Origin of the sequence: Jatrophihabitans sp. GAS493 (assembly GCF_900230215.1) — a bacterium.
Classification (GTDB): Bacteria; Actinomycetota; Actinomycetes; order Mycobacteriales; family Jatrophihabitantaceae; genus MT45.
Window position 1 is genome coordinate 4,758,914 of sequence record NZ_LT907982.1, and the last position, 21,052, is coordinate 4,779,965.

A 21,052-nucleotide genomic window follows, 5' to 3' on the forward strand; every position below is an offset into this window, starting at 1 on the left:
TGGTGGCACAGGTGCCTCAGCCGTTACAGCGGCCGCCTCAGTCGACGCCCTCGATGAGGGCGAAGGCGTCGGCCACCGACTTGACCCGCCAGAGCGAATCGAGGGCGCTCGGCCGGATGAAGCCCCGCCCGATCAGCTCATCGAGGTAGCGCCACAGCGGCGCGTAGAAGTCGTCCGGATCGAGCACGAGCACCGGTTTCGCGTGCATTCCGAGGGAGCGGGCGGTCCACACCTCGAAGAGCTCCTCAAAGGTGCCGATCCCGCCGGGGAGGGCGATGAAGGCATCGGAGCGCTCATCCATCAGCTGCTTCCGCTCACGCATCGTGTTCACCACGATGAGCTCGTCGGCGTCGGTGTCACCGACCTCATAGCCGAGCAGATGCTGCGGGATCACTCCGACGGTGTGCGCCCCGCCGACCCGGGCGGCACGAGCGACCGCACCCATCATCGACACTCGCCCGCCTCCGGAGACGAGCGAATGGCCGCCGGCGGCCAGCCTGGTTCCGACGTCGCCGGCCAGCGCGACGTAACTGGGGTCGATCAGCTCGGAGGAGGCGCAGTAGACGCAGATCGAGGCCACTACCCGCGGTTCCCGACGCTGGGGTCGTCGACGACGAGGTCGGACTGGAAGGCCGGGTTGGTCCGCGCCCCGAGGGCGTTCCCCTCGTGCGAGCGGGTCTCCAGATCCTCCTGGGGTGAACCACGCCGCTCGGACTCCACTATGTGCGCCACCGCCTCGTCCACGTCGTCGGTGAGCATCATCAGGTCAAGGTCGACCGGGCTGACCGCGCCCGCCGGCAGCATGGTGTCGCGGATCCAGTTCAGCAGCCCCGACCAGTACGCCACACCCAGCAGAACCACCGGGAAACGGGTCACTTTCTTCGTCTGCACCAGCGTCAGGGCCTCGAAGAGCTCGTCGAGGGTGCCGAAGCCGCCCGGGAGGATGACGAACCCCTGGGCGTACTTCACGAACATCGTCTTGCGGGCGAAGAAGTAGCGGAAGTTGATGCCGACGTCGACGAACTCGTTCAGACGCTGCTCGAAGGGCAGCTCGATGCCGAGACCGACCGAGACGCCACCCGCCTCGCAGGCACCCTTGTTGGCCGCCTCCATCGCCCCCGGTCCGCCCCCGGTGATAACCGCATAACCGGCCCGGGCCAGCGCGGCGCCGAGTTTCACCCCGGTCTCGTACTCGGGTGTGTCCTCATGGGTGCGGGCCGAGCCGAAGACCGTGATCGCCCGCGGCAGCTCGGCCAGCAGGCCAAACCCTTCAACAAACTCCGCCTGAATCCGCAGTACGCGCCACGGATCGGTATGCACCCAGTCCGACGGCCCGCGGGCGTCGAGCAGGCGTTGATCGGTGGTGGTGCTCGATCGCTGGCTGACCTGGGCCCGCCGCAGCGTCACCGGACCCCGTTGACGTTCGGTCGGGTCACTGAGCTGGGCATCGGTCGGCGGGGTCAGCGGTTCACTGCGCGAGAAGCTCTCCGTCATAGCGCAGACGCTAGTCCGCCGCCACGATCTCGCATCTCAACACCTCACCGGCCGGTCGTTGACGGAGTCAACCGTCGGCATCGTTGACGGAGTCAACCGGGGGCCGGCTCTCGCGGCGCGTCGACTCAGTCGCTCAGGAACGCGACGAGTGCGACCTCGGCCGCGAGGATGTTGGAGACCGTCACGTACTCGTCGCGGGTGTGGGCGACATTGGGGTCACCAGGACCGAAGTTCACCGCCGCGATGCCCAGCTCGCCGAAGCGGGCGACGTCGGTCCACCCGAGTTTGGCGGCCGGTTCACCGCCGACCGAGGTCACCAGCCGCTGGGCGACGGGTGCATCCAGGCCGGGACGGGCAGCGGGCGCCGAGTCGATGATCTCGACCGGGTAGTCGGCGAAGAGGTCACGTACGTGGGCCGCCGCCTGGGCCTCGGTGAGATCGGGGGCGAAGCGGTAGTTGACGGTGATCGTGCACTCGTCCGGGATGACGTTTCCGGCGATGCCGCCAGTGATGAAGACCGCGTTGAGTCCCTCGCGGTACGTGAGGCCCTCGACGTCGACGACACGGGCCTGGTAGGCGTCGAGGCGAGCCAACACCGGAGCGGCGGCTTGAATGGCGTTCACCCCGAGCCAGGAGCGAGCACTGTGGGCCCGCTGCCCGGCGAGGGTGATCCGGGCCCGCAGCGTCCCCTGGCAGCCGCCCTCGACCACGCCGTTGGTCCCCTCCAGCAGCACGGCCAGGTCGCCGCTCAAGGCCTGCGGGCGCTCCCGGGCGATTCTTCCAAGCCCGTTGCGGGATGCGTCGACCTCTTCGCAGTCGTAGAAGACCCAGGTGAGGTCAGACGTCGGTTCCAGCTCCCCCGCGCCGACCAGCTGGGCGATCCGCAGCTGCACGGCCACCCCCGACTTCATGTCGGTGGCTCCGCAGCCGTAGAGACGCCCGTCCCGGAGCTGGGACGGCAGGTTCTCCGCGATCGGCACGGTGTCCAGGTGGCCGGCCAGCACGACCCGCTGGGGCCGGCCCAGCTCGGTCCGCGCGATCACGACATTGCCGTCCCGCTCGACGGCGATCCGGCCGGCGAGGGCGCCACAGTCACGCAGTGCCGCCTCGACCAGGTCGGTGATCAGTTTCTCGTCGCCGGAGACCGACTCGATATCGACCAGCTGCGCGGTGAGCACCGCCGCGTCGACCGTGAGGTCGAGCGGGGCGGTGGTGGTGGCGGCCGTGGTTGGCGATGCGGCGTCCGGCATGGTTGTTCAGGCTACGCTGTGCCACGCCGACGGCACTCTGTGCGGATCGCTAGGGTTGTCGTCGTGACGACATGCATCGAGACCGGCTCATGACCGCCGGCAACGCTCCCCGCCTGGCCGCCGGGGTTGGCCTGGCCACCATCCTCACCAACACCGGTCAGATCCTGGACACCTGGTACCCGGCTCCGCATCTGGGGCCGGCCGCTGCCGGGGGCGCCGTCCCGCACGAGCTCGCGCCGCTCACCGGGTCCGGCCAGCACGGGCTGGCCCGCGGCGTGCGGGTCGAGGTGGTGGAGCGGGAGATCGACCTGGACGCCGCTCCCGTCGATGTCCCTGACGCCTACCTTCGTCTGCACCTGCTGAGCCACCGCCTGGTTCAGCCGCATGGCCTCAACCTCGATGGGCTGCTGGGCATCCTGCCCAACAACGTGTGGACGTCCTACGGTCCCTGTGCCGTCGCCGGCTTCGAGCAGACCCGCATCGCGCTACGCCACTACGGCCCGGTGCAGGTGCTCGGCGTCGACAAGTTCCCGCGGATGGTGGACTACGTGGTGCCGACCGGCGTCCGGATCGCCGACGCCGACCGGGTCCGGCTCGGTGCACACCTGGCCGAGGGCACCACCGTCATGCACGAAGGCTTCATCAACTTCAATGCCGGCACCCTCGGCGCATCGATGGTCGAGGGGCGGATCTCGGCCGGCGTGGTGGTCGACGACGGCTCGGACATCGGCGGTGGCGCTTCGATCATGGGCACCCTCTCCGGGGGCGGCAAGCACACCATCCGGGTCGGCCAGCGCAGCCTCATCGGCGCCAACGCGGGCGTCGGCATCTCCCTGGGGGATGACTGCATCGTCGAGGCCGGTTGCTACATCACCGCGGGTTCCAAGATCACCCTGGCCGACGGCACCGTGGTCAAGGCAGCCGAGCTCTCCGGCCAGAACGGACTGCAGTTCTGGCGCAACAGCGTCACCGGCGCTCTGGAGGCGCGCGTTCGCGCGGGGAAGGCGTTCGAGTTGAATGCCGCCCTGCACTCCAACGCGTGAGCGCAGATGGCAGGTAGTTCTCGCACGGCGGGTTCAGCTGCGGGACGGGGCCGCGCGCTCGGCGCGAGCGTCCTGGTCATAGTGGTGGTCGTGCTGCTGCTGTTCTTCGGCGTGCGCGCGCTCTACCGGTCAGCGACGACACATTTCCGGGCTGACCAGTGCACCGTCGGCGACTACACGATCGACCCCGATCAGGCCGCCGTCGCCGCCCAGATGGTCGGGGTGACGGTGACGCGGGCGCTTCCGGAGCGCGCCGCCGTACTCTCTCTGGCGGCCGGGTTGCAGGAGAGCAAGTTGCGCAACCTGGCCGGTGGAGACCGCGATTCGGTGGGTGTGCTCCAGCAGCGCCCCTCTCAGGGGTGGGGGACGCCGGCCCAGATCGCCAACGTCAGCTACGCCACCGGCAAGTTCCTGGACGCGCTGGTCAAGGTGGAGAACTGGGCCACCGGCCCGCTGGCCGACACCATCCAGGCCGTCCAGATCTCGGCCGACGGCACCGCCTACGCCCAGCACGAACCGGAGGCTCAGGCGCTGGCCGACGCGCTCACCGGAAAGACCCCAGCGGGTATCTCGTGCACCTTCGACAAACCGAACGCGATCTCGCCGCCGGCCACCGTGGTCGCCGAGCTGAAGCGGGACCTTCCGGTACAGGCGCCCGTGGTCAGCGGTTCGACGATCACCGTGCCCGGAGCCGGCTGGACGACGGCCGCCTGGTTCGTGGCGAACGCACAGCGGCTGGGGATCTCGTCAGTGGCCTACGCCGGCAAACGCTGGACTCCGTCGAAGGGTTGGCGCAACGACTCATCGGCCGGCTCCACGGCGGTCACCGCCACCCTGGACACCTAGCGCAGTCCGAGCTACTCGCCCTGCGGCGGTAGCGCCTTGATGAATGACGGATCGGCCTCGGTCTTACCGACCTTGGATGCCCCGCCCGGCGATCCCAGCTCGTCGAAGAAGTCGACGTTGGCCTGGGTGTAGTCACGCCACTTGTCCGGCAGATCGTCCTCGTAGAAGATCGCCTCCACCGGGCAGACCGGCTCACAGGCACCGCAGTCGACGCACTCGTCGGGGTGGATGTACAGCATCCGGCCGCCTTCGTAGATGCAGTCCACGGGGCACTCTTCGATGCATGCCTTGTCGAGAACATCGACGCACGGCTCGGCGATCACATAAGTCACTGCTGGTCCTCCGGCAAGAATGTCAGGGATGCGAAACGTTGAACCTTAGTAGTATGCCGCCTGTGATCAGCAACAGTTGGATTGGGCGGCGAATCGTCGTCCGCCGGGTGGTCGGGCGCGGCGACGACGGACGGATTCTCTTCGGCGACGTGGTCGGTGACCTACTCACGGTAACCGCCACAACGGCCCGAATAGAGTCGCGGTCAGGCCCGGTCGAGGTCGACCTCAGTCACGTCGCGACGGCCAAGGTGGTGGAGGCCTCGGCGGCGCAGGTGCTGGCCCTGGAGGAGGTCTGTCTGCGCGGCTGGCGACCTGAGGAGTACGCCGAGCTCGGCGGCTGGATACTTCGGGCCAATGACGGCTTCACGATGCGGGCCAACACGGTGCTGCCACTGAAGCCGCCGGGCATCCCGGTCGTCGAGGCGATCTCGCAGGCCCGCGAGTGGTACGCCAAGCGCGGCCTCCCGCTGGCTTTCAGCGTCCCCACCGAGGCGCGCCGGCTACTCGACGCCGAACTGCAGGAGCTGGGTTGGGAGCCCTCGCTGGACGTGCACGTCATGACCGCCCGCCTGGACGTGCTGCCGGTCGCCGATGCCCGCTTCGACATCGAGGTGGAGCTGGGCAGCAGGGCCTCCGCGGAGTGGTGCACGCTCTACAAGGCCGGCGGGATGCCGGCCGGCGGCGTTGAACTGCTGAACCGTCACGACCGGGCCATCTTCGCGCAGGTGCGTCAGGAGGGGCAGCTGGTGGCCATCGGACGCGGCGTCGTCGACGACGGCTGGCTCGGGATCGGCGCCGTCGAGGTGGCCCCGTCGGCCCGGCGGCGCGGCCTGGCGACATCGGTGATGAGCGCCCTGTCGAACTGGGGCCGCGGTAACGGCGCCACCCGCAGCTACCTGCAGGTCATGAGCGACAACGATCCGGCCGTGACGCTGTACCGCAGACTCGGCTACTGGGTGCACCACGACTACCGCTACCGCAGCGACCCGGAGCCGACGATTCGGCCGAGCCACCAGCACTCCGGGGCGGACGCCAACTGCTGACCGACGGGCTGGGCGTCAGTCGCGGGTGGAGCGCTTCTCGGTGCGGGTCACGGTGAGCACTCCGGCCGTCAGCCCACTGAGCATGAGCACGATGGAGACGACGCCGAGCGCGCCGCTGCCCGGGAGCAGTACGTCGCCGCCGGGGCCGGTCTGGCTGGCCCGCAGCACGACGAGGATCCACACCACGACCGGTAGCGCGGCCGCCACCACGGAGTTCACCGTCCGGCGCGCCAGAATGGGCAGCCCGATGTTGCTGGCCACGGCCAAGAGGATGGTGATCGGGAAGATGGTTGCACCGATATACAGCGGCACGAGGAGGACCTCGATGAGGGCCGTGGTCGCGGCCGCGATCACGATCAGCACCAGCCCGACCGTGACCTGAAGCCGGATCAGGGCCGGGGAGGGCTCGGTGGCCGCCACATCGTCGGCGGCGACTGGGTCCGCCGGCGATGACGGGGACTTCCGCCCGGAACTGGCCGGCGACCGCGGCGCCGAACTGGCGGCCGATGGCGCGGGCATCTACTCGATCCCGCTGAAGAGATCACTCTCGTGGCCGGCATCGCCCAGCTCACCGAGCCGACCGCGGACGAGCTGGTAGTACTCGACACCCATCGCCTGCATCCCAACGCTGTTGGAGAGCGCGAAGAATGGACCGTCGACGGTGATCTGGGTGGCATGGGCGCGCATGGCGTCCATCTTCGCCTCCCCGAAGTCGTTGGCCGCGATGGCGGTGGTGACGTCTGAGTCCGGTGTGCCCATGGGCAGGTCGTCGACACTGTCGACGCCGAAGAAATTGGTGCCGGCCGCCTTGAGGGCATCGATCCCCTGCTGCAGCACCGACTTCGGAAGCACCGACCAGTAGAGCTTGCTCACCTGCCACACGGGCGCCTCGACGTCGGGCCAACTCGGGTCGGCCGCGGCCTCGAAGGCGGCCATCGCGACCCGGTGGGCCATGATGTGGTCGGGGTGGCCGTAGCCGCCGTTCGGGTCGTAGGTGACCAGGACCTGCGGGCGAACCTCACGGATCACCTGCACCGCCGCGGTGACGGCAGCCGCGAAGACCTCGGGATCCTTCTCAGCCCGCCAGAAGGCCCGCGGCTTGTCGTTGGCCGGTGTGCCCATCATGCCGCTGTCACGGAAGCGTCCGGGCCCGCCGAGGAAGCGGTGATCGGTGACCCCGAGCGGTTTCATCGCCTCGGCCAGTTCGGTGATCCGCAGGCCGCCGAGCTGATCGGCCTGGTCGGCCGCCAGCTGGGCGAGTTCAGGCACCAGCACCTCGCCCTCCTCACCGAGGGTGCAGGTGATCAGCGTGACCCCGGCGCCACGGGCGACGTAATACGCCATGGTGGCGCCGGTGCCGATCGTCTCGTCGTCAGGGTGAGCATGGACGAGCAGAACTCGCTGAGGGGTCTCTACGCTGGTTGCGGTCACAGTTACAGGACTTTACCGACTCCCACCGACACCGCGGCGCCGAGTGAACCACCTCGCAGACCGCTCGACCCGTCAGTCCGACCGGCGCTCAGGCGTCGATCAGCGGTGACGACGGCGCCGGCGGGTCGGCCTCGGTGGCCGGGGCCAGGTCCGGTCGGGCCTCCGGGTAGTGACAGGCGGCCAGATGCCCGGGCGACTTCAGCTCCAGCAGCGGCACCGTCACCCGGCAGTTCTCCTTCTCGCTCTCCCCGAGCACGTCGCGATACTTCGGGCAACGGGTGTGGAAGACGCAGCCCGGCGGCGGGTTGTTCGGGCTGGGGAGGTCACCAGTGAGCAGCACCTTCGAGCGGGCGGTGCGCTGGGCCGGATCGGGCACCGGCACGGCCGACATCAGCGCGTGCGTATACGGATGAATCGGCTTGCTGTACAGCGTCTCCCGATCGGTGAGCTCCATCATCTTGCCGAGGTACATGACGGCCACACGGTCGGAGATGTGCCGCACCACCGATAGATCGTGCGCGATGAAGACGTAGGCGATGCCGTACTCGTTCTGCAGGTCTTCGAGCAGGTTCACCACCTGCGCCTGGATCGAGACGTCCAGCGCCGACACCGGCTCGTCGCAGACGATGAGCTTGGGCTTGAGTGCGATCGCCCGGGCGATACCGATGCGCTGACGCTGACCGCCGGAGAACTCATGCGGATAGCGGTTGTAATGCTCGGGATTCAGCCCGACGCGTGCCATCAGCGACTGCACCTCTTTGCGGACCCCGCCGGCCGGCTTGACCTTCTGGATCTCAAACGGTGCGGCGATGATGGAGCCGACCGGGTGACGCGGGTTAAGCGAACCGATCGGGTCCTGGAAGACCATCTGCAGTTCCCGGCGCAGATGCCGTAGCCGATTCCCGTCGGCGTGCGTGATGTCCTCGCCGTCGATCTTGATCGAACCACCGGTCGGTTCGATGAGGCGCAGCAGCGTCCGACCGGCGGTCGACTTCCCGCACCCCGACTCACCGACCAGGCCGAGAGTCTCCTGTCGACCGAGCGTGAAGGAGATGCCATCGACCGCCCGTACCGGCGGTGCGCTGTGGCGGATCAAGGTCTGCGTGTACTGGGGGAAGTACTTCTGCAGATTCGCCACCTCCAGCAGCGGCGTCGGCGGAGTGACGAAACTACTCGCACTCGGTTCGGCAACTGCCGTCATTAGATCTCCTCCTGCACGACGCCGGATCTGCGCTTCGCCTCGGCTCGCTGGTCGGCGTCGAGGAAGCACCGGGCATGGTGATTCGGTCCGACGTCGTAGAGCCCGGGAACTTCGGTTTTACAACGGTCGCCACCGACGATGTCGGTGAAGGTGCAGCGCGGGTGGAAGGAGCAGCCGCTCGGAAGATTGATCAGTGACGGCGGGCTGCCGGGAATGGGGTCGAGGCGGTCGGCCCGATCGCGGTCCATCCGGGGCATCGAGTTCAACAGCCCCCACGTGTAGGGGTGCGAAGCGTCGTAGAAGACGTCGGTCGAGGAGCCGTCCTCCACCGCCTTACCGCCGTACATCACCATCACGTCGTCCGCGATATCGGCAACCACCCCTAAATCATGGGTGATCATGATGATCGCCGACCCGAAGTCACGCTGCAAGTCCTTCATCAGATCCAGGATCTGCGCCTGCACCGTCACGTCCAGGGCGGTGGTCGGCTCGTCGGCGATGAGCAGGGCCGGGTCGTTCACCAGCGCCATCGCGATCATCACGCGCTGCCGCATACCGCCGGAGAACTCGTGAGGGTACTGATCGACCCGGCGGGCGGCGTTGGGGATTCCGACGCGGTCGAGCATCGCGATCGTGCGCTCGCGAGCCTTCTTCTTCGAAGCCTTGTTGTGAACCAGATAGGCCTCGCTGATCTGGTTCCCGACCGAGTAGTACGGGTGCAGCGCCGAGAGCGGGTCCTGGAAAATCATGGCCATCTTCGACCCGCGCAGCTTGCGGACCATGTCGTCGCTGGCGCCCAGCAGCTCGTCGCCGTCGAGCATCACCTGGCCTTCGAGTTTGGCCCGGGTGTTGCGGTGCAGCCCCATGACCGCCTGCATCGTGACCGACTTACCCGATCCGGATTCGCCAACGATGGCCAGGGTCTTTCCGCGTTCGACCGAGAAGTTGACCCCGTCGACGGACTTCACCAGTCCGTCGTCGGTCGGGAAGTGCACCTTCAGATCGGAGACGGCCAGGAAGGGTTGCTTCTCAGTGGCCGAGGACGATTCGACTTCGGTAACCGTGACTGTCATGCCAACTCCTCTCAGTACCGCACGCGCGGATCGATGACCGCGTAGAGCAGGTCGACGATCAGGTTGGCGACGATCACGAAGACCGCCGACAGCAGGACGATGACCACCAGGGTCGGCAGATCGAAGACCTGTACCGACTGTACGGTCGCCAGTCCGAGTCCCTGGAAGTTGAAGACGGTCTCGGTGATGGGAACACCGGCCAGCAACGCCCCCAGGTCCAGGCCACTGATGGTGACGATCGGGGTGAGCGCGGCCCGCAGCGTGTGCTTGAAGACGACGGTGCGCTCCGGCAGGCCCTTGGAGCGGGCCGTGCGCAGGTAGTCCTCATTCATCGTCTCGAGCATGTAGGTACGGGTGAGCCGGATGTAGGCCGCCGCGTAGACCAGCGCCAGGGTGAGACACGGCAGGATCAGGTTGTAGGCCCAGGAGCCGATGCTCTCCGACGGACTGACATACGACGGCACCTGCAGCCAGCCCAATTGGAATACCACCACCTCCAAGAGCAACAAGGAGATGAAGAAGGTCGGGAATGAATAGAAAACCAACGCTCCCGCGACGATCGCTCTATCCAAGAATCTCCCTCGGAAGAGCGCTGCGACAATTCCCAGCAACACCCCGCTGAAGATCCAGATGAGGAAGCCGCCGATCACGATCGAGGCGGTGACCGGGACCTTCGGCTTGAGGTAGGTCCAGATCTCCTCGTTGCGGTAGGGCGAGTAGCCCAGGCACGGCGCCGCACAGGTGGTCACCAGGTCGGGGCGAGCCTTCTGCAGCTCTTCGTCGGCCGGGAACTTGCGCTCGTGAAACAAGCCGCCGACGAACTCGACGTACTGGGTCCGGAGCGGCTGGTCGTAGCCAAGAAACTTTCGATTCTGTTCGATACCGGCTGGTGTGCAGTTCTTGCCACACGTCAATCGAGCCGGATCAGTCGGCGTCGCGAAGAAGATCAGGTACGTCACCATGCTCATCACGATGAGCAGCAGCACGGCACCGATCAAGCGCCTAACCGTATAAAAGAACACCTTCGCCCCTAGCTGAGATGAGTAACCCGCTCCCGCAAGCTATCCGATTTAGGCGGACCGGGAACGTGGGTGAGAAGTCGCCTTCCCACCCACGTTCCCAGTCTTAGTGCCTAGTACAACTCAGTACTGCTCAGTTAGGAAGCTGCCCCGAGCAGACCGAGATCCGGGTAGCCGTTGCTGGCATTGGTTTCGGCGTAGTTGGTGACGCCGGAACCGTGCAGGCGGAGGAACTTCTCGATGTCCAGACCGATGTAGGCGGTCTCCTTCGCCAGCGACTCCGAGAGGTCACCCCAGTCAGCGTTCCGCTTCGTAGCATCCGGCTCGGCGTAGGCCGCGTCGATTGCTGCGTTGGTGGTCGAACTCTGGTAGTAACCGTAGTCCTGACCGTTCGAGGCCGCCGAGAGGTTGACCCGGCTGTCGAACAGCGGCGGGATGACCGTCGAGGCGTTCGGCCAGTCAGCACCCCAGCCGGCCCAGGTGAGGTCGTACTTCGAGGCGTTGCTCGGGTTCTGGATCACGTCGTAGTACGTGTCCGAGAGGCCCTCGAGCGTGACCGTGAAGCCGGCCTTGTCCAGTGCGGCCTTCAGCGACGAAGCCTGAGCGTCCGTCGTCGGCGTGCCACCGCTGTAGGTGAAGTGGATCGGGTACGGCATCGGGACACCAGCCTGGGTCAGCAGCGCCTTGGCCTTGGCCGCGTCACCACTGTCCGGGGCACCGAAGACGTTGTCGAACTGCTTGTAGCCATCGACACCCGGCAGGATGATGCTGTTAGCCGGGCTGGCGAGCTCGGAGCCACCGTAAGCGGTGATCCAGCTCGTCTTGTCGACCGCGACGGCGAGCGCCTGGCGCACCAACGGGTTCGTCAGCTTCTTGAAGTTCGGAAGCAGGTAGTCGACGAACGGCGTGTTCGGGTTGGTCGCGCGGGACTTCTGCGCGACGACGCGGGCCGCGTAGGCCGGCGGGGCCGAGCGGTCGGTGACCGCGTACTTGTCCGGTCCGGAGTCGGCGAGCAGGCGGTCGAAGACCGTCTCCACAGCGATTCCCTCTTCCCAGACGAACTTGTCCGGAAGCGCCTTGCGGATAGCGGTGTTATCCGTCTTCGGGTCGTAGTTGGGGTTACGGACGAAGGTGCCGCCCTTGCCCTCCTGCCACGTTCCCTGCAGCTCGTACGGGCCACTGGAGAAGACGGAGTAGTTGGACTTCGCGCCCTTGTCCTGTGAGGCCTTGTACGGGCCGAAGGCGGCCAGTGCGCCGGAGACCGCGTAGTTGAAGTCACCGACCGGCTTCTTCAGGTTGAAGGTGATCGTGTTACCCGTGCAGGTGACGGCCTTGTCGAAGAGCGCCTGGCCCTTCTTCGTGTACGGGCCGCTGTACTGCGACGAGCCGTCAGCGTTGGACGGGATGTCCAGGAACTGAATGGCGTAGTTCGGGCCACCGGTGATGACGTCGGTCGCGAAGGTGCGCGAGACGCCGTACTTGACGTCGTCACACGTGATCGCCGATCCGTCCTGCCACTTCACGCCGTCCTTCAGCGTGAACTTCCAGGTCTTGTTGCCGTTGCTGACCTGTCCGGTGTCGGTGGCGAGGTCCGGAACAACCTTGTTGTTGGGGTCGAGCATGGTGAGCGTGCGGTAGAACAGCCGGGAGGCATCCGCGAGGTCGCGCCCGATGTACATGCGCTGGGGGTCCCAGTGCTCGACGTTGCGCTTGGTGAGGTAGTAGATCGTCCCGCCGGTCTTCGCCGATGACGCCGATGACGTGCTCGACGACGAAGAACTCTTGGACGAGCTACACGCCGTCACCGTGAGCGCGAGCGAAACACCGACCGCGACTATCGCGGTCCGCTTCCTGTTGGTGGCCATGCAACCTTCCTCTGTTTTCTCGAGTGCCCACTTGGCACGCGTTGCTGCGGGACGAATTGCCCGCAAACTGTTTTCTATCGCGAGGACTTGGGGTCCAATGCGTCTCTGAGGCCGTCGCCGAAAAGGTTGAACGCCAACACAATGACGACAAGCACAGTGCCCGGAATATAGAAGAACGCGGGGTCCGCGTCGTAGTACGAGACGGAGTTGTTCAAGATGCTGCCGAGGCTCGGCGTCGGCGGCTGGATACCCACACCCAGGAAGGAGAGGGCCGCCTCGGCCGCGATGTTCAGCGGCAGGGTGAGCGAGACGAACACGATGATCGGCGCCCAGAGGTTGGGCACCAGCTCCTTCATCCAGATGCGCCGGCGGCTCGCGCCCAGGCTGCGGGATGCCTCGACGAACTCCCGGTTTCGCATGCTCAGCACCTGGCCGCGGATGATTCGCGCGATGTAGGGCCAGCCGAAGAAGCCGAGTACAAAGATCAGGTACGCGACGTCGGTGGCGGTGCCGGACGGGACGCCCATCTGGGTGATGCGAGGCTTAAGCACCGGCGAGAGGGCCAGCAGCATCAGCGTCTGCGGGAAGCAGAGAACCAGTTCCATCGTGCGGCCGATGATGAAGTCGGTGGCCTTCCCCATGTAGCCGGAGATGATGCCGAGCACCACGCCGATGACCAGGCTGAAGAGCGTCGCCAGGGTGGCGATGAAGAGTGAGAGGCTCACGCCGGTGAGGACGCGCGAGAAGACGTCACGCCCGGTACCGGGTTCCACGCCGAACGGGTGGGCGAGTGAGATACCGCCCCAGGTGCCGAGGGGCAGCGAGCCGAGTCCGCCGACGAGCTCGTTGTGGAAGGTGTACGGATCAGTGACTCCCAGCGCGTTCAGGAACGGCGCGGCGACGGCCAGCACGATCGTGAAGATGACCACGCCCAGCGCGATCATCGTCACCGTGTCGTGGCGCAGACGCGACATCGCGATCTGCCAGGGCGAGCGACCGACGATCCCATCGCCCTCTACCTCGATGAGTCCTTCAAAATCGACGTCTGACTCGAGGCTCTCCAGCGGCACCGACATAGATGCACTGACTCCTTCACTTCTGGCGGCCAGAACTCGTGCGCCGCACGCCAAAGGGTGCCGAGAAGACAGAACCGGACCTCGGTCAGACCTACGTCAAACCCGGGTCCGATCCCCGTCGTCTCGCTATCGCAACAGCACCGTCAAGCAAAAATCGCTTGACTTGGTAACACCCGTATCTGAGTCCACCATATGCGCATCTTAGGAAGAGGATGGCGGCAGGCGTCAAGAGTTGCCGATTCGTAACCAGCGCATTGGCATCTTCTCAGCCAGGCTCAGCAAGTGTCATTAGCCAGCAGGGTGAAGAAATATCGGGGCCAGAAGCACCCGCGTTACCTCACGTTGATCTGGGCGAAACCGGTCTGCGATCTGCCATGAACGGAAAGCGGCTCCGAACCTCGGCGACCTGCCCACCGGTCACCTCGGCGATGAGAACGGTTTCGATGTGGGCGGCCTCGGTAAGCCGCTGACCCAGTGGATCGATGATCGCGCTATCTCCGACGTGGTCGTCCTTGCCGGCCCGGCCCACGCGATTTACCCCGAGAATATAAGCCTGATTCTCGATGGCACGAGCCTGCAGCAGGGCCCGCCAATGCTCGCGCCGCACCGCCGGCCAGTTCGCGACGACTACGTAGAGATCGGTCTGGGCGGCCACCTGCCAGAACTCGTCGGCGAACCTGAGGTCGTAACAGACGAAGAGACTCACCCGCAGACCTTCGACGTTCACGGTGCAGAACTGCGTGCCGGCGGCGTAGTGCTTGTCCTCGCCGGCATAGCTGAACGGGTGAATCTTTATGTAACGATGGGTACTTCCATCCGGTGCAGCGAGGACCGCCACGTTGCGGGCTCGCCCGTCCTCGCCGCGCTGGGCGATCGAGCCGACGACCCAGACGCCGTGTTCGCGAGCCTGGTCGAGCAGGAACTGCTCGTTCGGGCCGCCTTGGTCCTCGGCGACTCGATCGGGATCCATCGAGAAGCCGGTCGCGTACATCTCCGTGAGCGCGATGAGCCGAGCCCCGGACGAGGCGGCGGATGCGATCAGCGGCTCCAGGCTCTTGCGCGTAGCCGGGCCGTCCTGCCAGACGATGTCATGCTGGATCGCCGCAATTTTCACGAGATTCTCCCTGCTGTCTCATTGCTTTCCCATGGCCCGGAGAGCCTTTCGATAGCCCGTACCAACACGTCGGGGCGCTTACAGAACGCAAAGCGCACATATCGGCTCCCGGCGTCGGTGTCGTAGAAGACCCGGCTCGGAATCGCAACTACTCCATGTTTCTCAGGCAATTCGCGGCAGAACTGGAGCGCGTCGGCGCCGATGTCGACGGTGGCGAAGTAGGTTGCCTGCGGGCGGATGACGTCCAACCCAAGCTTGGTCAACCCGTCGCAGAGCAGGTCACGCTGCTGCTGCAGGTTGCGCGCCACCTCACCGTAGGTGGCGTCGGGCAGGGCCAACCCGTGCGCCACCGCAGGCTGGAACGGTGCGCCGCTGACGTAGGTGAGGAACTGCTTCACCGTCTTCACCGCCGTCACCAACTCCGCAGTGGAGACGACCCAACCGATCTTCCATCCGGTGACGCTGAAGGTCTTGCCGGCACTGGAGATCGTCACGGTCCGTTCGGCCATATCGGGGAGGGTGGCGATCGGCACGTGCGGCAGGCCGTCGAAGGTCAGATGCTCGTACACCTCGTCGGCGACCACGAGTAGGTCGTATTCGCAGGCCACTGCGGCGATGGTCGACAGCTCGCTGCGGCTGAAGACCTTGCCGGTCGGGTTGTGCGGAGTATTCAGCAGAATGAGCCGGGTTTTACTGGTGATTGCCGCCCGAAGCTCTGCCGGATCGAATATCCATCGCTGCCCGTCCCGGTGCAGCGTCACGACTCGTCGCCGCCCACCGGCCAAGGCGACACAGGCCGCATACGAGTCGTAGTACGGCTCGAACATCACCACTTCATCGCCCGGTTCCACGAGCGCGAGGATGGAAGCGGCGATCGCCTCGGTGGCGCCGGCGGTAACCAGCACCTCGGTATCGGGGTCGACGCTCTGACCATAGAAGCGGAGCTGGTGCGCGGCGATGGCCTGCCGCAGCGCTGGAACACCGATGCCCGGCGGGTACTGATTCTGGCCGGCGTTGATGGCGTCCACCGCCGCCTGCAGCACCTCGCTCGGACCGTCGGTGTCGGGGAAGCCCTGCCCGAGATTGATGCTGCCGGTGCGCAGCGCGAGGGCCGACATCTCCGCGAAAATGGTCGTGCCGAAGCTCGACATGCGCTCAACCAACGGCCCGCTGCCAGTCACTCCCCCAGCCTACGGCCCAGCTCCTCCCCGAACGCGCCCGCTTTGTCCGTCCAGGAACCGCATCCCTGCCAGCTTTGTCCGTCCAAGAACCGCATCGCGGGGCAAGACCGGGTGTTCGAGGGACAGAGCGAATGACGGCGGCGAGGCTATCCACAGATGTCATCTGGGAGCGGCGAAGGGCGTCGGTCGGCGTAAGGGTAGGGCGATGCGACCACTCCCTGCCGCCACCGCGGCTCAGCACGGAGCCTTCACCACCGTCCAGGCCATCGAGGCCGGCTGGAGCCGGACAGCCCTGGCGCGGGCGGCTCAACGCGGTGAGCTGGTCAGAATTAGACGAGGGACGTTCTGTCTGGCTGAGCGGCTGGCGGCGGCCTCCCCCGAAGAGCGGAATCGCCGGCTCTGCACGCAGGTCGCGGCGGCGCTGCTCACAATGCCATCGGCTGTCGCCAGCCAGGGCAGCGCCGCCCTCCTCTCTGGGTTGCCGATGCTGCGCACGCCCAGGCAGCCATGCATAACCATCGCCCCCGGCCGAGGCGGCAGCTTCGAGGGATTGCACGTGCATCGAGCACGGCTTACGGCCGACGACGCGGCGGCGACGCCAGAGGTCGGGGCGGGCTCGGCGACCCACGCGCTGAGACGTACCAGTGTCGGTCGCACGATCTGCGATATCGCGCGGGAGTACGGCCGAGATGCGGCTGTGGTCACCGCAGATGCGGCGCTGCACCGCACTCCCGGCGACCGGCCGAGTATCGCTTCTTGCCTGGAACGCTCCGCAGGCTGGCCGTGGATCCGCCGCGCCACTGATCTGCTTGACCTGGTGGACGATCGATCCGAGTCCCCCCTCGAGTCGATGAGCCGCCTGCGGATACGAGACCTGGGCCTGCCACCGCCCGAGCTGCAATCGGTGCTGAAGGATGTCGGCGGCCGGTTTCTGGGTCGGGTCGATTTCTTCTGGCCCCAGTTCGGCGTCGTTGGTGAGGCAGACGGCTTCGAGAAGTATGCGACCGCACCCATGGAGGTGCTGCGGGCCGAGAAATTGAGGCAGGAGCGTCTCGAACAGATCGGGCTGGTCGTGGTCCGGTGGGGCTGGGCGGAAGTCAACCGGCCGGAAATCCTGCAGAACAGGCTTGTCAATGCGTTCGTACGTGGCCAGCGGCGCCCGGCCAGCCATCGGGGCTGGTTTGCGCAGCAGGCTGGCTAGCCACGGCCTGGGCGGCACCGCTCACTCCCCGCCGCCAGCTTTGTCCGTGGAGCACCCGCGCCGGCCCCGTAGCACGGTTCTTCCAAGGACAAGGCGGGCCGACGGGCTGGGCTGGCCGACCTACAAGGCGGTCAACAAGGCGGGCCGGAACGAACTCTGCCCCGCCGGTCAGTCGAGATCTGGCGGGAAATCGACGACTAGCGGGGCAGAGATCGAGCAGGCAGCTGCCTGACAAGAAGGGCCAGAATCAGGCCTTGGCCTTCTTGTTGCGGCTGCGGTACTTCTCGCGGTCCTGGGCGGCAAGCATCACCTTGCGGATCCGGACCTGGTCTGGGGTTACCTCGACGCACTCGTCGTCGCGGCAGAATTCGAGTGCCTGCTCCAGGGAGAGTACCCGGTGCGGAATCAGCGGCACCAGCACGTCACCAGAGGACTGGCGCATGTTGGTGAGCTTCTTCTCCTTCGTCGGGTTGACGTCCATGTCGTCGGAGCGGGAGTTCTCGCCGACGATCATGCCCTCGTACACGTCCGTGGTCGGGCCGACGAACATGACGCCACGGTCCTGAAGGTTCGCCAGCGCGAAGCCGGTGGTGACGCCCTTGCGGTCGGCGACCAGTGACCCCGACGGGCGGGTGCGGATCTCGCCGGCCCACGCCTCGTAGCTGTCGTGGATGTGGTGCAGCAGGCCGGTGCCCCGGGTCTCGGTGAGGAACTCGGTACGGAATCCGATCAGGCCGCGGGCCGGAACGACGTACTCCATCCGGATCCAGCCGGTGCCGTGGTCGACCATCTGCTCCAGGCGACCCTTGCGCAGGGCCATCAGCTGGATGACCACACCCTGGTACTCGGACGGGATGTCGATGGTGAGGCGCTCCATCGGCTCGTGCACCTTGCCGTTGACCAGACGGGTGACCACCTGCGGCTTGCCGACGGTGATCTCGAAGCCCTCGCGGCGCATGATCTCGACCAGGATGGCCAGCTGGAGCTCGCCCCGGCCCTGGACTTCCCAGGTGTCCGGACGCTCGGTGGGCAGAACCCGGATCGAGACGTTACCGATGAGCTCGGCGTTGAGACGGTCGATGACCTGGCGCGCGGTGAGCTTCTTGCCCGAGCTACCGGCCAGCGGCGAGGTGTTGATGCCGATGGTCATCGAGATCGACGGTTCGTCGATGGTGATGACCGGCAGCGGCTGTGGGTTGTCCGGGTCGGCCAGGGTCTCGCCGATGGTGATGTCCGGGATACCGGCGATGGCGATGATGTCACCGGGGCCGGCGACCTCGGCCGGCCGACGCTCGAGCGCGTGCGTCATCAGCAGCTCGGTGATCTTGACCTTCTCGACGGTGCCGTCGGAGCGGCACCAGGCGACCTGCTGGCCCTTGCGGATCTCACCGTTGTGCACCCGGCACAGCGCGAGACGCCCGAGGTACGGCGACGCGTCGAGGTTGGTGACGTGAGCCTGCAGCGAGGCGCCCTCGGTGTAGGACGGGGCGGGAATCGTCTCGATCATCGTCGAGAAGAGCGCCTGAAGGTCGGCCGCCTCCGGCATGGTGCCGTCTTCGGGACGCTTGAGCGACGCGCGACCGGCCTTGCCGGATGCGTAGATGATCGGGAATTCGATCTGCTTCTCGTCGGCGTCGAGGTCCAGGAAGAGCTCATAGGTCTCGTCGACGACCTCGGCGATGCGGGCATCCGGGCGGTCGACCTTGTTGATGACCAGGATGACCGGCATCTTCGCGGCGAGGGCCTTGCGGAGCACGAAGCGCGTCTGCGGCAGCGGGCCCTCGGAGGCGTCGACCAGCAGCACCACACCGTCGACCATGGACAGACCCCGCTCGACCTCACCGCCGAAGTCAGCGTGACCGGGGGTGTCGATGATGTTGATGACGACCTTCTCGCCGCCCGGGCTCACGTAGTCAACGGCCGTGTTCTTGGCCAGAATCGTGATCCCCTTCTCGCGCTCGAGGTCGTTGGAGTCCATGACCCGCTCGTTGACGTCACCGGTGTCAGCCTGGTGCGCGGTGAACGCACCGGACTGCCACAGCATCGCGTCAACGAGTGTGGTCTTGCCATGGTCGACGTGCGCGACGATGGCAACGTTTCGGATGTCGTTACGGAAAGCCATGGTTACGCTCCACTCCGATCGCGGCGGGGACGCCGTTCTGCATGTTGGGGGTGACGGGACGGGCGACCGCTGGTGCTGCCACCTTCAGTCGAGCCGGCTGAGCTTCCAGTGCGACCGGTGCGGGCACCCCCGCTGCGGCCACTGTTGCCGTTGCGCGTTCCACCGGAGCGGGCGCTGGCCCGGGCATAACGCTCGCCCGGACGGACGGCGCCACGTGAACCACCGTTGCCCCGCGAAGCACTTGCCCGTTCGACGATCGCGACACCGCTCGGCGCCTTGGCCCCGGCGACGTCGGCCATCGCCGAATCGGTCGGGGTGACGTCGCGCTGATCCGGTCGGACGCCGGCATCGACCATCAGCTTGCGCACGGCGCGCTCGTCAGCCGAAGTGGTGAGCGAGACGACGACGCCGCTGGTCCCGGCCCGAGCGGTCCGCCCGGAGCGGTGCAGGTAGTCCTTGCTGTCGGCCGGCGGGTCGACGTGCAGCACCAGCGAGACGTCGTCGACGTGGATACCGCGGGCGGCGACGTCGGTGGCGACGAGCACCGGGACGCTGCCGTCCTTGAAGGCGTCGAGAGCGCGGGTGCGCTGCCCCTGGCTGCGACCACCGTGCAGTACGCCGGAGGCGACACCGACCCGGCCGAGCTGCTTGGCCAGGCGCTCGGCCCCGTGCTTGGTACGCACGAACATGATGGTGCGCCCCTCGCGGGCGCCGATGGCCGCCGTGACGTCGAACTTCTCGTGCTGGTTGACGCGGAAGACGTGGTGGCTCATGGTGTCGACTGACGCTTCGGCCGTGCTGAGTGCGTGCACGGACGGGTCGGTGAGGTAGTTCTCGACCAGCGTGGCGACGTCTCCGTCGAGGGTGGCCGAGAAGAGCAGCCGCTGACCGTTGCCGGGCGTCATGTCGAGCAGGCGGCGAACGACCGGCAGGAACCCGAGGTCGGCCATGTGGTCGGCCTCGTCGAGGACGGTGACCTCAACTTCGGAGAGGTCACACGAGCGCCGCTCGATGAGGTCGACGAGACGCCCCGGGGTGGCGACGAGAACGTCGACACCACGCTCGAGGAAGTTGATCTGCTTGTTGATCGGCAGCCCGCCGGCGACCAGGCGGACGCTGAGCTGACGCGACGCGGCCAGGGGCGCGATCGAGTCGGTCACCTGCATCGCGAGCTCGCGGGTGGGGACCAGGATGAGCCCACGCGGACGGTGCGGACGACTCGGCGAACCTTCGAGGCGGGCGATCAGCGGAAGGCCGAAGGCGAGCGTCTTGCCGGCACCGGTGGCGGCGCGACCGAGTAGGTCACGGCCGGCGATGATGTCCGGAATGGTGGCGGCCTGGATCGGGAACGGCTTGGCGATTCCGGCGCGGTCGAGTGCGGTGATGAGTGACCGGGGCAGGCCCAGGTCGGCGAATCCGGGAAGGTTCTCGGTCGGAACGACGCGGACCGGCAGGTCGTCCCAGAGCGAACGGGGGCGGGTGGCGCCGCCGCGAGCCGGGCGCGAAGAGCGTGAGGAGGGGCGCGCGGAGTGCGAGCCGCGGCCGTTGGAGGAGCTGTGCTGGCCACCGCTGGAACCAGCGGGGCGGTTACGCGAAGTGTGTGTGTTGTGGGTCTGGCTTGAAGCGGGGCGGGACATGGCAGGGCGAGACAAAGGATTCCTTAAGGACGACGGCACGTCCCGGCAATCCGCAAATGTCTTTGGCGGTTCTGGCACGAGCCCAGCGCGTAAGTCGCGCGTGATGGCGGGCTGGAAGGCAGGC

The 21,052-nt window shown here is 66.7% G+C and carries 19 protein-coding genes; 4 read left to right on the top strand and 15 right to left on the bottom strand.

Annotation, left to right across the window (positions count from 1 at the left end; genetic code table 11):
- Positions 1 to 37 precede the first annotated feature (37 nt).
- The 3 genes from CPH63_RS21395 to dapE form a co-directional block, all read right to left on the bottom strand.
- Positions 38 to 580 carry a TIGR00730 family Rossman fold protein gene (locus CPH63_RS21395; protein WP_096304751.1) on the bottom strand — a complete coding sequence of 181 codons (543 nt, stop codon included), beginning with the start codon at positions 578 to 580 and terminating at the stop codon, positions 38 to 40.
- Positions 580 to 1,494, bottom strand: a complete 915-nt coding sequence (locus CPH63_RS21400; RefSeq protein ID WP_096304752.1) for a TIGR00730 family Rossman fold protein — start codon at positions 1,492 to 1,494, stop codon at positions 580 to 582. Before CPH63_RS21400 ends, CPH63_RS21395 begins: the two co-directional genes overlap by 1 nt.
- 125 nt (positions 1,495 to 1,619) lie before the next feature.
- Positions 1,620 to 2,744: a succinyl-diaminopimelate desuccinylase gene (gene dapE, locus CPH63_RS21405; RefSeq protein WP_096304753.1), complete on the bottom strand. Its 1,125-nt coding sequence runs from the start codon at positions 2,742 to 2,744 to the stop codon at positions 1,620 to 1,622.
- 89 nt (positions 2,745 to 2,833) lie between these two features.
- On the opposite strand from dapE, the gene dapD reads away from it, so the two are divergent.
- Both dapD and CPH63_RS21415 read left to right on the top strand, forming a co-directional pair.
- Positions 2,834 to 3,787 (top strand): 2,3,4,5-tetrahydropyridine-2,6-dicarboxylate N-succinyltransferase, encoded by a 954-nt coding sequence (dapD, locus tag CPH63_RS21410; RefSeq protein ID WP_096304754.1) that lies wholly within the window; start codon positions 2,834 to 2,836, stop codon positions 3,785 to 3,787.
- A 6-nt stretch (positions 3,788 to 3,793) separates the two neighbouring features.
- The gene (locus tag CPH63_RS21415) at positions 3,794 to 4,633 is read left to right on the top strand and encodes a hypothetical protein (RefSeq protein ID WP_096304755.1); all 840 of its coding nucleotides are present in this window, start codon (positions 3,794 to 3,796) and stop codon (positions 4,631 to 4,633) included.
- 11 nt (positions 4,634 to 4,644) lie between these two features.
- Here CPH63_RS21415 and fdxA read toward each other — a convergent pair whose 3' ends face one another.
- Positions 4,645 to 4,965, bottom strand: a complete 321-nt coding sequence (gene fdxA, locus CPH63_RS21420) for a ferredoxin (RefSeq protein ID WP_096305335.1) — start codon at positions 4,963 to 4,965, stop codon at positions 4,645 to 4,647.
- Between the two features lie 62 nt (positions 4,966 to 5,027).
- Here fdxA and CPH63_RS21425 point away from each other — a divergent pair, with 62 nt between their 5' ends.
- Complete coding sequence (locus tag CPH63_RS21425; RefSeq protein ID WP_157749722.1) at positions 5,028 to 6,008, top strand: GNAT family N-acetyltransferase; 981 nt, start codon at positions 5,028 to 5,030, stop codon at positions 6,006 to 6,008.
- A gap of 15 nt (positions 6,009 to 6,023) precedes the next feature.
- On the opposite strand, the gene CPH63_RS21430 is transcribed toward CPH63_RS21425, so the two are convergent.
- The 9 genes from CPH63_RS21430 to CPH63_RS21470 all read right to left on the bottom strand — a co-directional run bounded on the left by CPH63_RS21430 (position 6,024) and on the right by CPH63_RS21470 (position 15,968).
- On the bottom strand, positions 6,024 to 6,527 hold the full coding sequence (locus tag CPH63_RS21430; protein WP_096304757.1) for a hypothetical protein: 504 nt from the start codon (positions 6,525 to 6,527) through the stop codon (positions 6,024 to 6,026).
- A complete protein-coding gene (gene mshB / locus CPH63_RS21435) occupies positions 6,528 to 7,439 on the bottom strand; it encodes an N-acetyl-1-D-myo-inositol-2-amino-2-deoxy-alpha-D-glucopyranoside deacetylase (RefSeq protein ID WP_096304758.1) in 912 nt (303 codons plus the stop codon). It lies immediately after the preceding gene.
- 88 nt (positions 7,440 to 7,527) lie between these two features.
- Positions 7,528 to 8,640 (bottom strand): ABC transporter ATP-binding protein, encoded by a 1,113-nt coding sequence (locus CPH63_RS21440; protein ID WP_096304759.1) that lies wholly within the window; start codon positions 8,638 to 8,640, stop codon positions 7,528 to 7,530.
- Entirely contained in the window at positions 8,640 to 9,713 is a 1,074-nt protein-coding gene (locus CPH63_RS21445) for an ABC transporter ATP-binding protein (protein WP_096304760.1), read from the bottom strand. Before CPH63_RS21445 ends, CPH63_RS21440 begins: the two co-directional genes overlap by 1 nt.
- Positions 9,714 to 9,724: 11 nt before the next feature.
- Positions 9,725 to 10,735 carry an ABC transporter permease gene (locus tag CPH63_RS21450; protein ID WP_096304761.1) on the bottom strand — a complete coding sequence of 337 codons (1,011 nt, stop codon included), beginning with the start codon at positions 10,733 to 10,735 and terminating at the stop codon, positions 9,725 to 9,727.
- Between the two features lie 134 nt (positions 10,736 to 10,869).
- Positions 10,870 to 12,597, bottom strand: a complete 1,728-nt coding sequence (locus CPH63_RS21455; RefSeq protein WP_096304762.1) for an ABC transporter substrate-binding protein — start codon at positions 12,595 to 12,597, stop codon at positions 10,870 to 10,872.
- 74 nt (positions 12,598 to 12,671) lie between these two features.
- Positions 12,672 to 13,673: an ABC transporter permease gene (locus CPH63_RS21460; protein ID WP_096304763.1), complete on the bottom strand. Its 1,002-nt coding sequence runs from the start codon at positions 13,671 to 13,673 to the stop codon at positions 12,672 to 12,674.
- Between the two features lie 337 nt (positions 13,674 to 14,010).
- The gene (locus tag CPH63_RS21465) at positions 14,011 to 14,787 is read right to left on the bottom strand and encodes a nitrilase-related carbon-nitrogen hydrolase (RefSeq protein WP_096304764.1); all 777 of its coding nucleotides are present in this window, start codon (positions 14,785 to 14,787) and stop codon (positions 14,011 to 14,013) included.
- Entirely contained in the window at positions 14,784 to 15,968 is a 1,185-nt protein-coding gene (locus tag CPH63_RS21470) for a pyridoxal phosphate-dependent aminotransferase (protein ID WP_241895757.1), read from the bottom strand. The genes CPH63_RS21465 and CPH63_RS21470 overlap by 4 nt, the downstream gene beginning before the upstream one ends.
- Positions 15,969 to 16,173: 205 nt before the next feature.
- Here CPH63_RS21470 and CPH63_RS21475 point away from each other — a divergent pair, with 205 nt between their 5' ends.
- Positions 16,174 to 17,169, top strand: a complete 996-nt coding sequence (locus CPH63_RS21475; RefSeq protein WP_157749723.1) for a type IV toxin-antitoxin system AbiEi family antitoxin domain-containing protein — start codon at positions 16,174 to 16,176, stop codon at positions 17,167 to 17,169.
- A 247-nt stretch (positions 17,170 to 17,416) separates the two neighbouring features.
- Here the strand turns inward: CPH63_RS21475 and typA are convergent, their stop codons facing one another.
- Both typA and CPH63_RS21485 read right to left on the bottom strand, forming a co-directional pair.
- Positions 17,417 to 19,291, bottom strand: coding sequence for a translational GTPase TypA (gene typA, locus CPH63_RS21480; protein WP_096304767.1), 1,875 nt, complete (start codon positions 19,289 to 19,291; stop codon positions 17,417 to 17,419).
- A gap of 2 nt (positions 19,292 to 19,293) precedes the next feature.
- The gene (locus CPH63_RS21485) at positions 19,294 to 20,928 is read right to left on the bottom strand and encodes a DEAD/DEAH box helicase (RefSeq protein ID WP_096304768.1); all 1,635 of its coding nucleotides are present in this window, start codon (positions 20,926 to 20,928) and stop codon (positions 19,294 to 19,296) included.
- Between the last annotated feature and the right edge of the window lie 124 nt (positions 20,929 to 21,052).

What these genes read in the sequence shown, in the direction of transcription:
- dapD (WP_096304754.1), top strand. Translation starts at nt 2,834, where the DNA reads ATGACCGCCGGCAACGCTCCCCGCCTGGCCGCCGGGGTTGGCCTGGCC.
- dapE (WP_096304753.1), bottom strand. Translation starts at nt 2,744, where the DNA reads ATGCCGGACGCCGCATCGCCAACCACGGCCGCCACCACCACCGCCCCG.
- CPH63_RS21440 (WP_096304759.1), bottom strand. Translation starts at nt 8,640, where the DNA reads ATGACGGCAGTTGCCGAACCGAGTGCGAGTAGTTTCGTCACTCCGCCG.
- CPH63_RS21460 (WP_096304763.1), bottom strand. Translation starts at nt 13,673, where the DNA reads ATGTCGGTGCCGCTGGAGAGCCTCGAGTCAGACGTCGATTTTGAAGGA.
- CPH63_RS21415 (WP_096304755.1), top strand. Translation starts at nt 3,794, where the DNA reads ATGGCAGGTAGTTCTCGCACGGCGGGTTCAGCTGCGGGACGGGGCCGC.
- CPH63_RS21445 (WP_096304760.1), bottom strand. Translation starts at nt 9,713, where the DNA reads ATGACAGTCACGGTTACCGAAGTCGAATCGTCCTCGGCCACTGAGAAG.
- CPH63_RS21400 (WP_096304752.1), bottom strand. Translation starts at nt 1,494, where the DNA reads ATGACGGAGAGCTTCTCGCGCAGTGAACCGCTGACCCCGCCGACCGAT.
- typA (WP_096304767.1), bottom strand. Translation starts at nt 19,291, where the DNA reads ATGGCTTTCCGTAACGACATCCGAAACGTTGCCATCGTCGCGCACGTC.
- CPH63_RS21455 (WP_096304762.1), bottom strand. Translation starts at nt 12,597, where the DNA reads ATGGCCACCAACAGGAAGCGGACCGCGATAGTCGCGGTCGGTGTTTCG.
- CPH63_RS21430 (WP_096304757.1), bottom strand. Translation starts at nt 6,527, where the DNA reads ATGCCCGCGCCATCGGCCGCCAGTTCGGCGCCGCGGTCGCCGGCCAGT.
- CPH63_RS21485 (WP_096304768.1), bottom strand. Translation starts at nt 20,928, where the DNA reads ATGTCCCGCCCCGCTTCAAGCCAGACCCACAACACACACACTTCGCGT.
- CPH63_RS21475 (WP_157749723.1), top strand. Translation starts at nt 16,174, where the DNA reads ATGCGACCACTCCCTGCCGCCACCGCGGCTCAGCACGGAGCCTTCACC.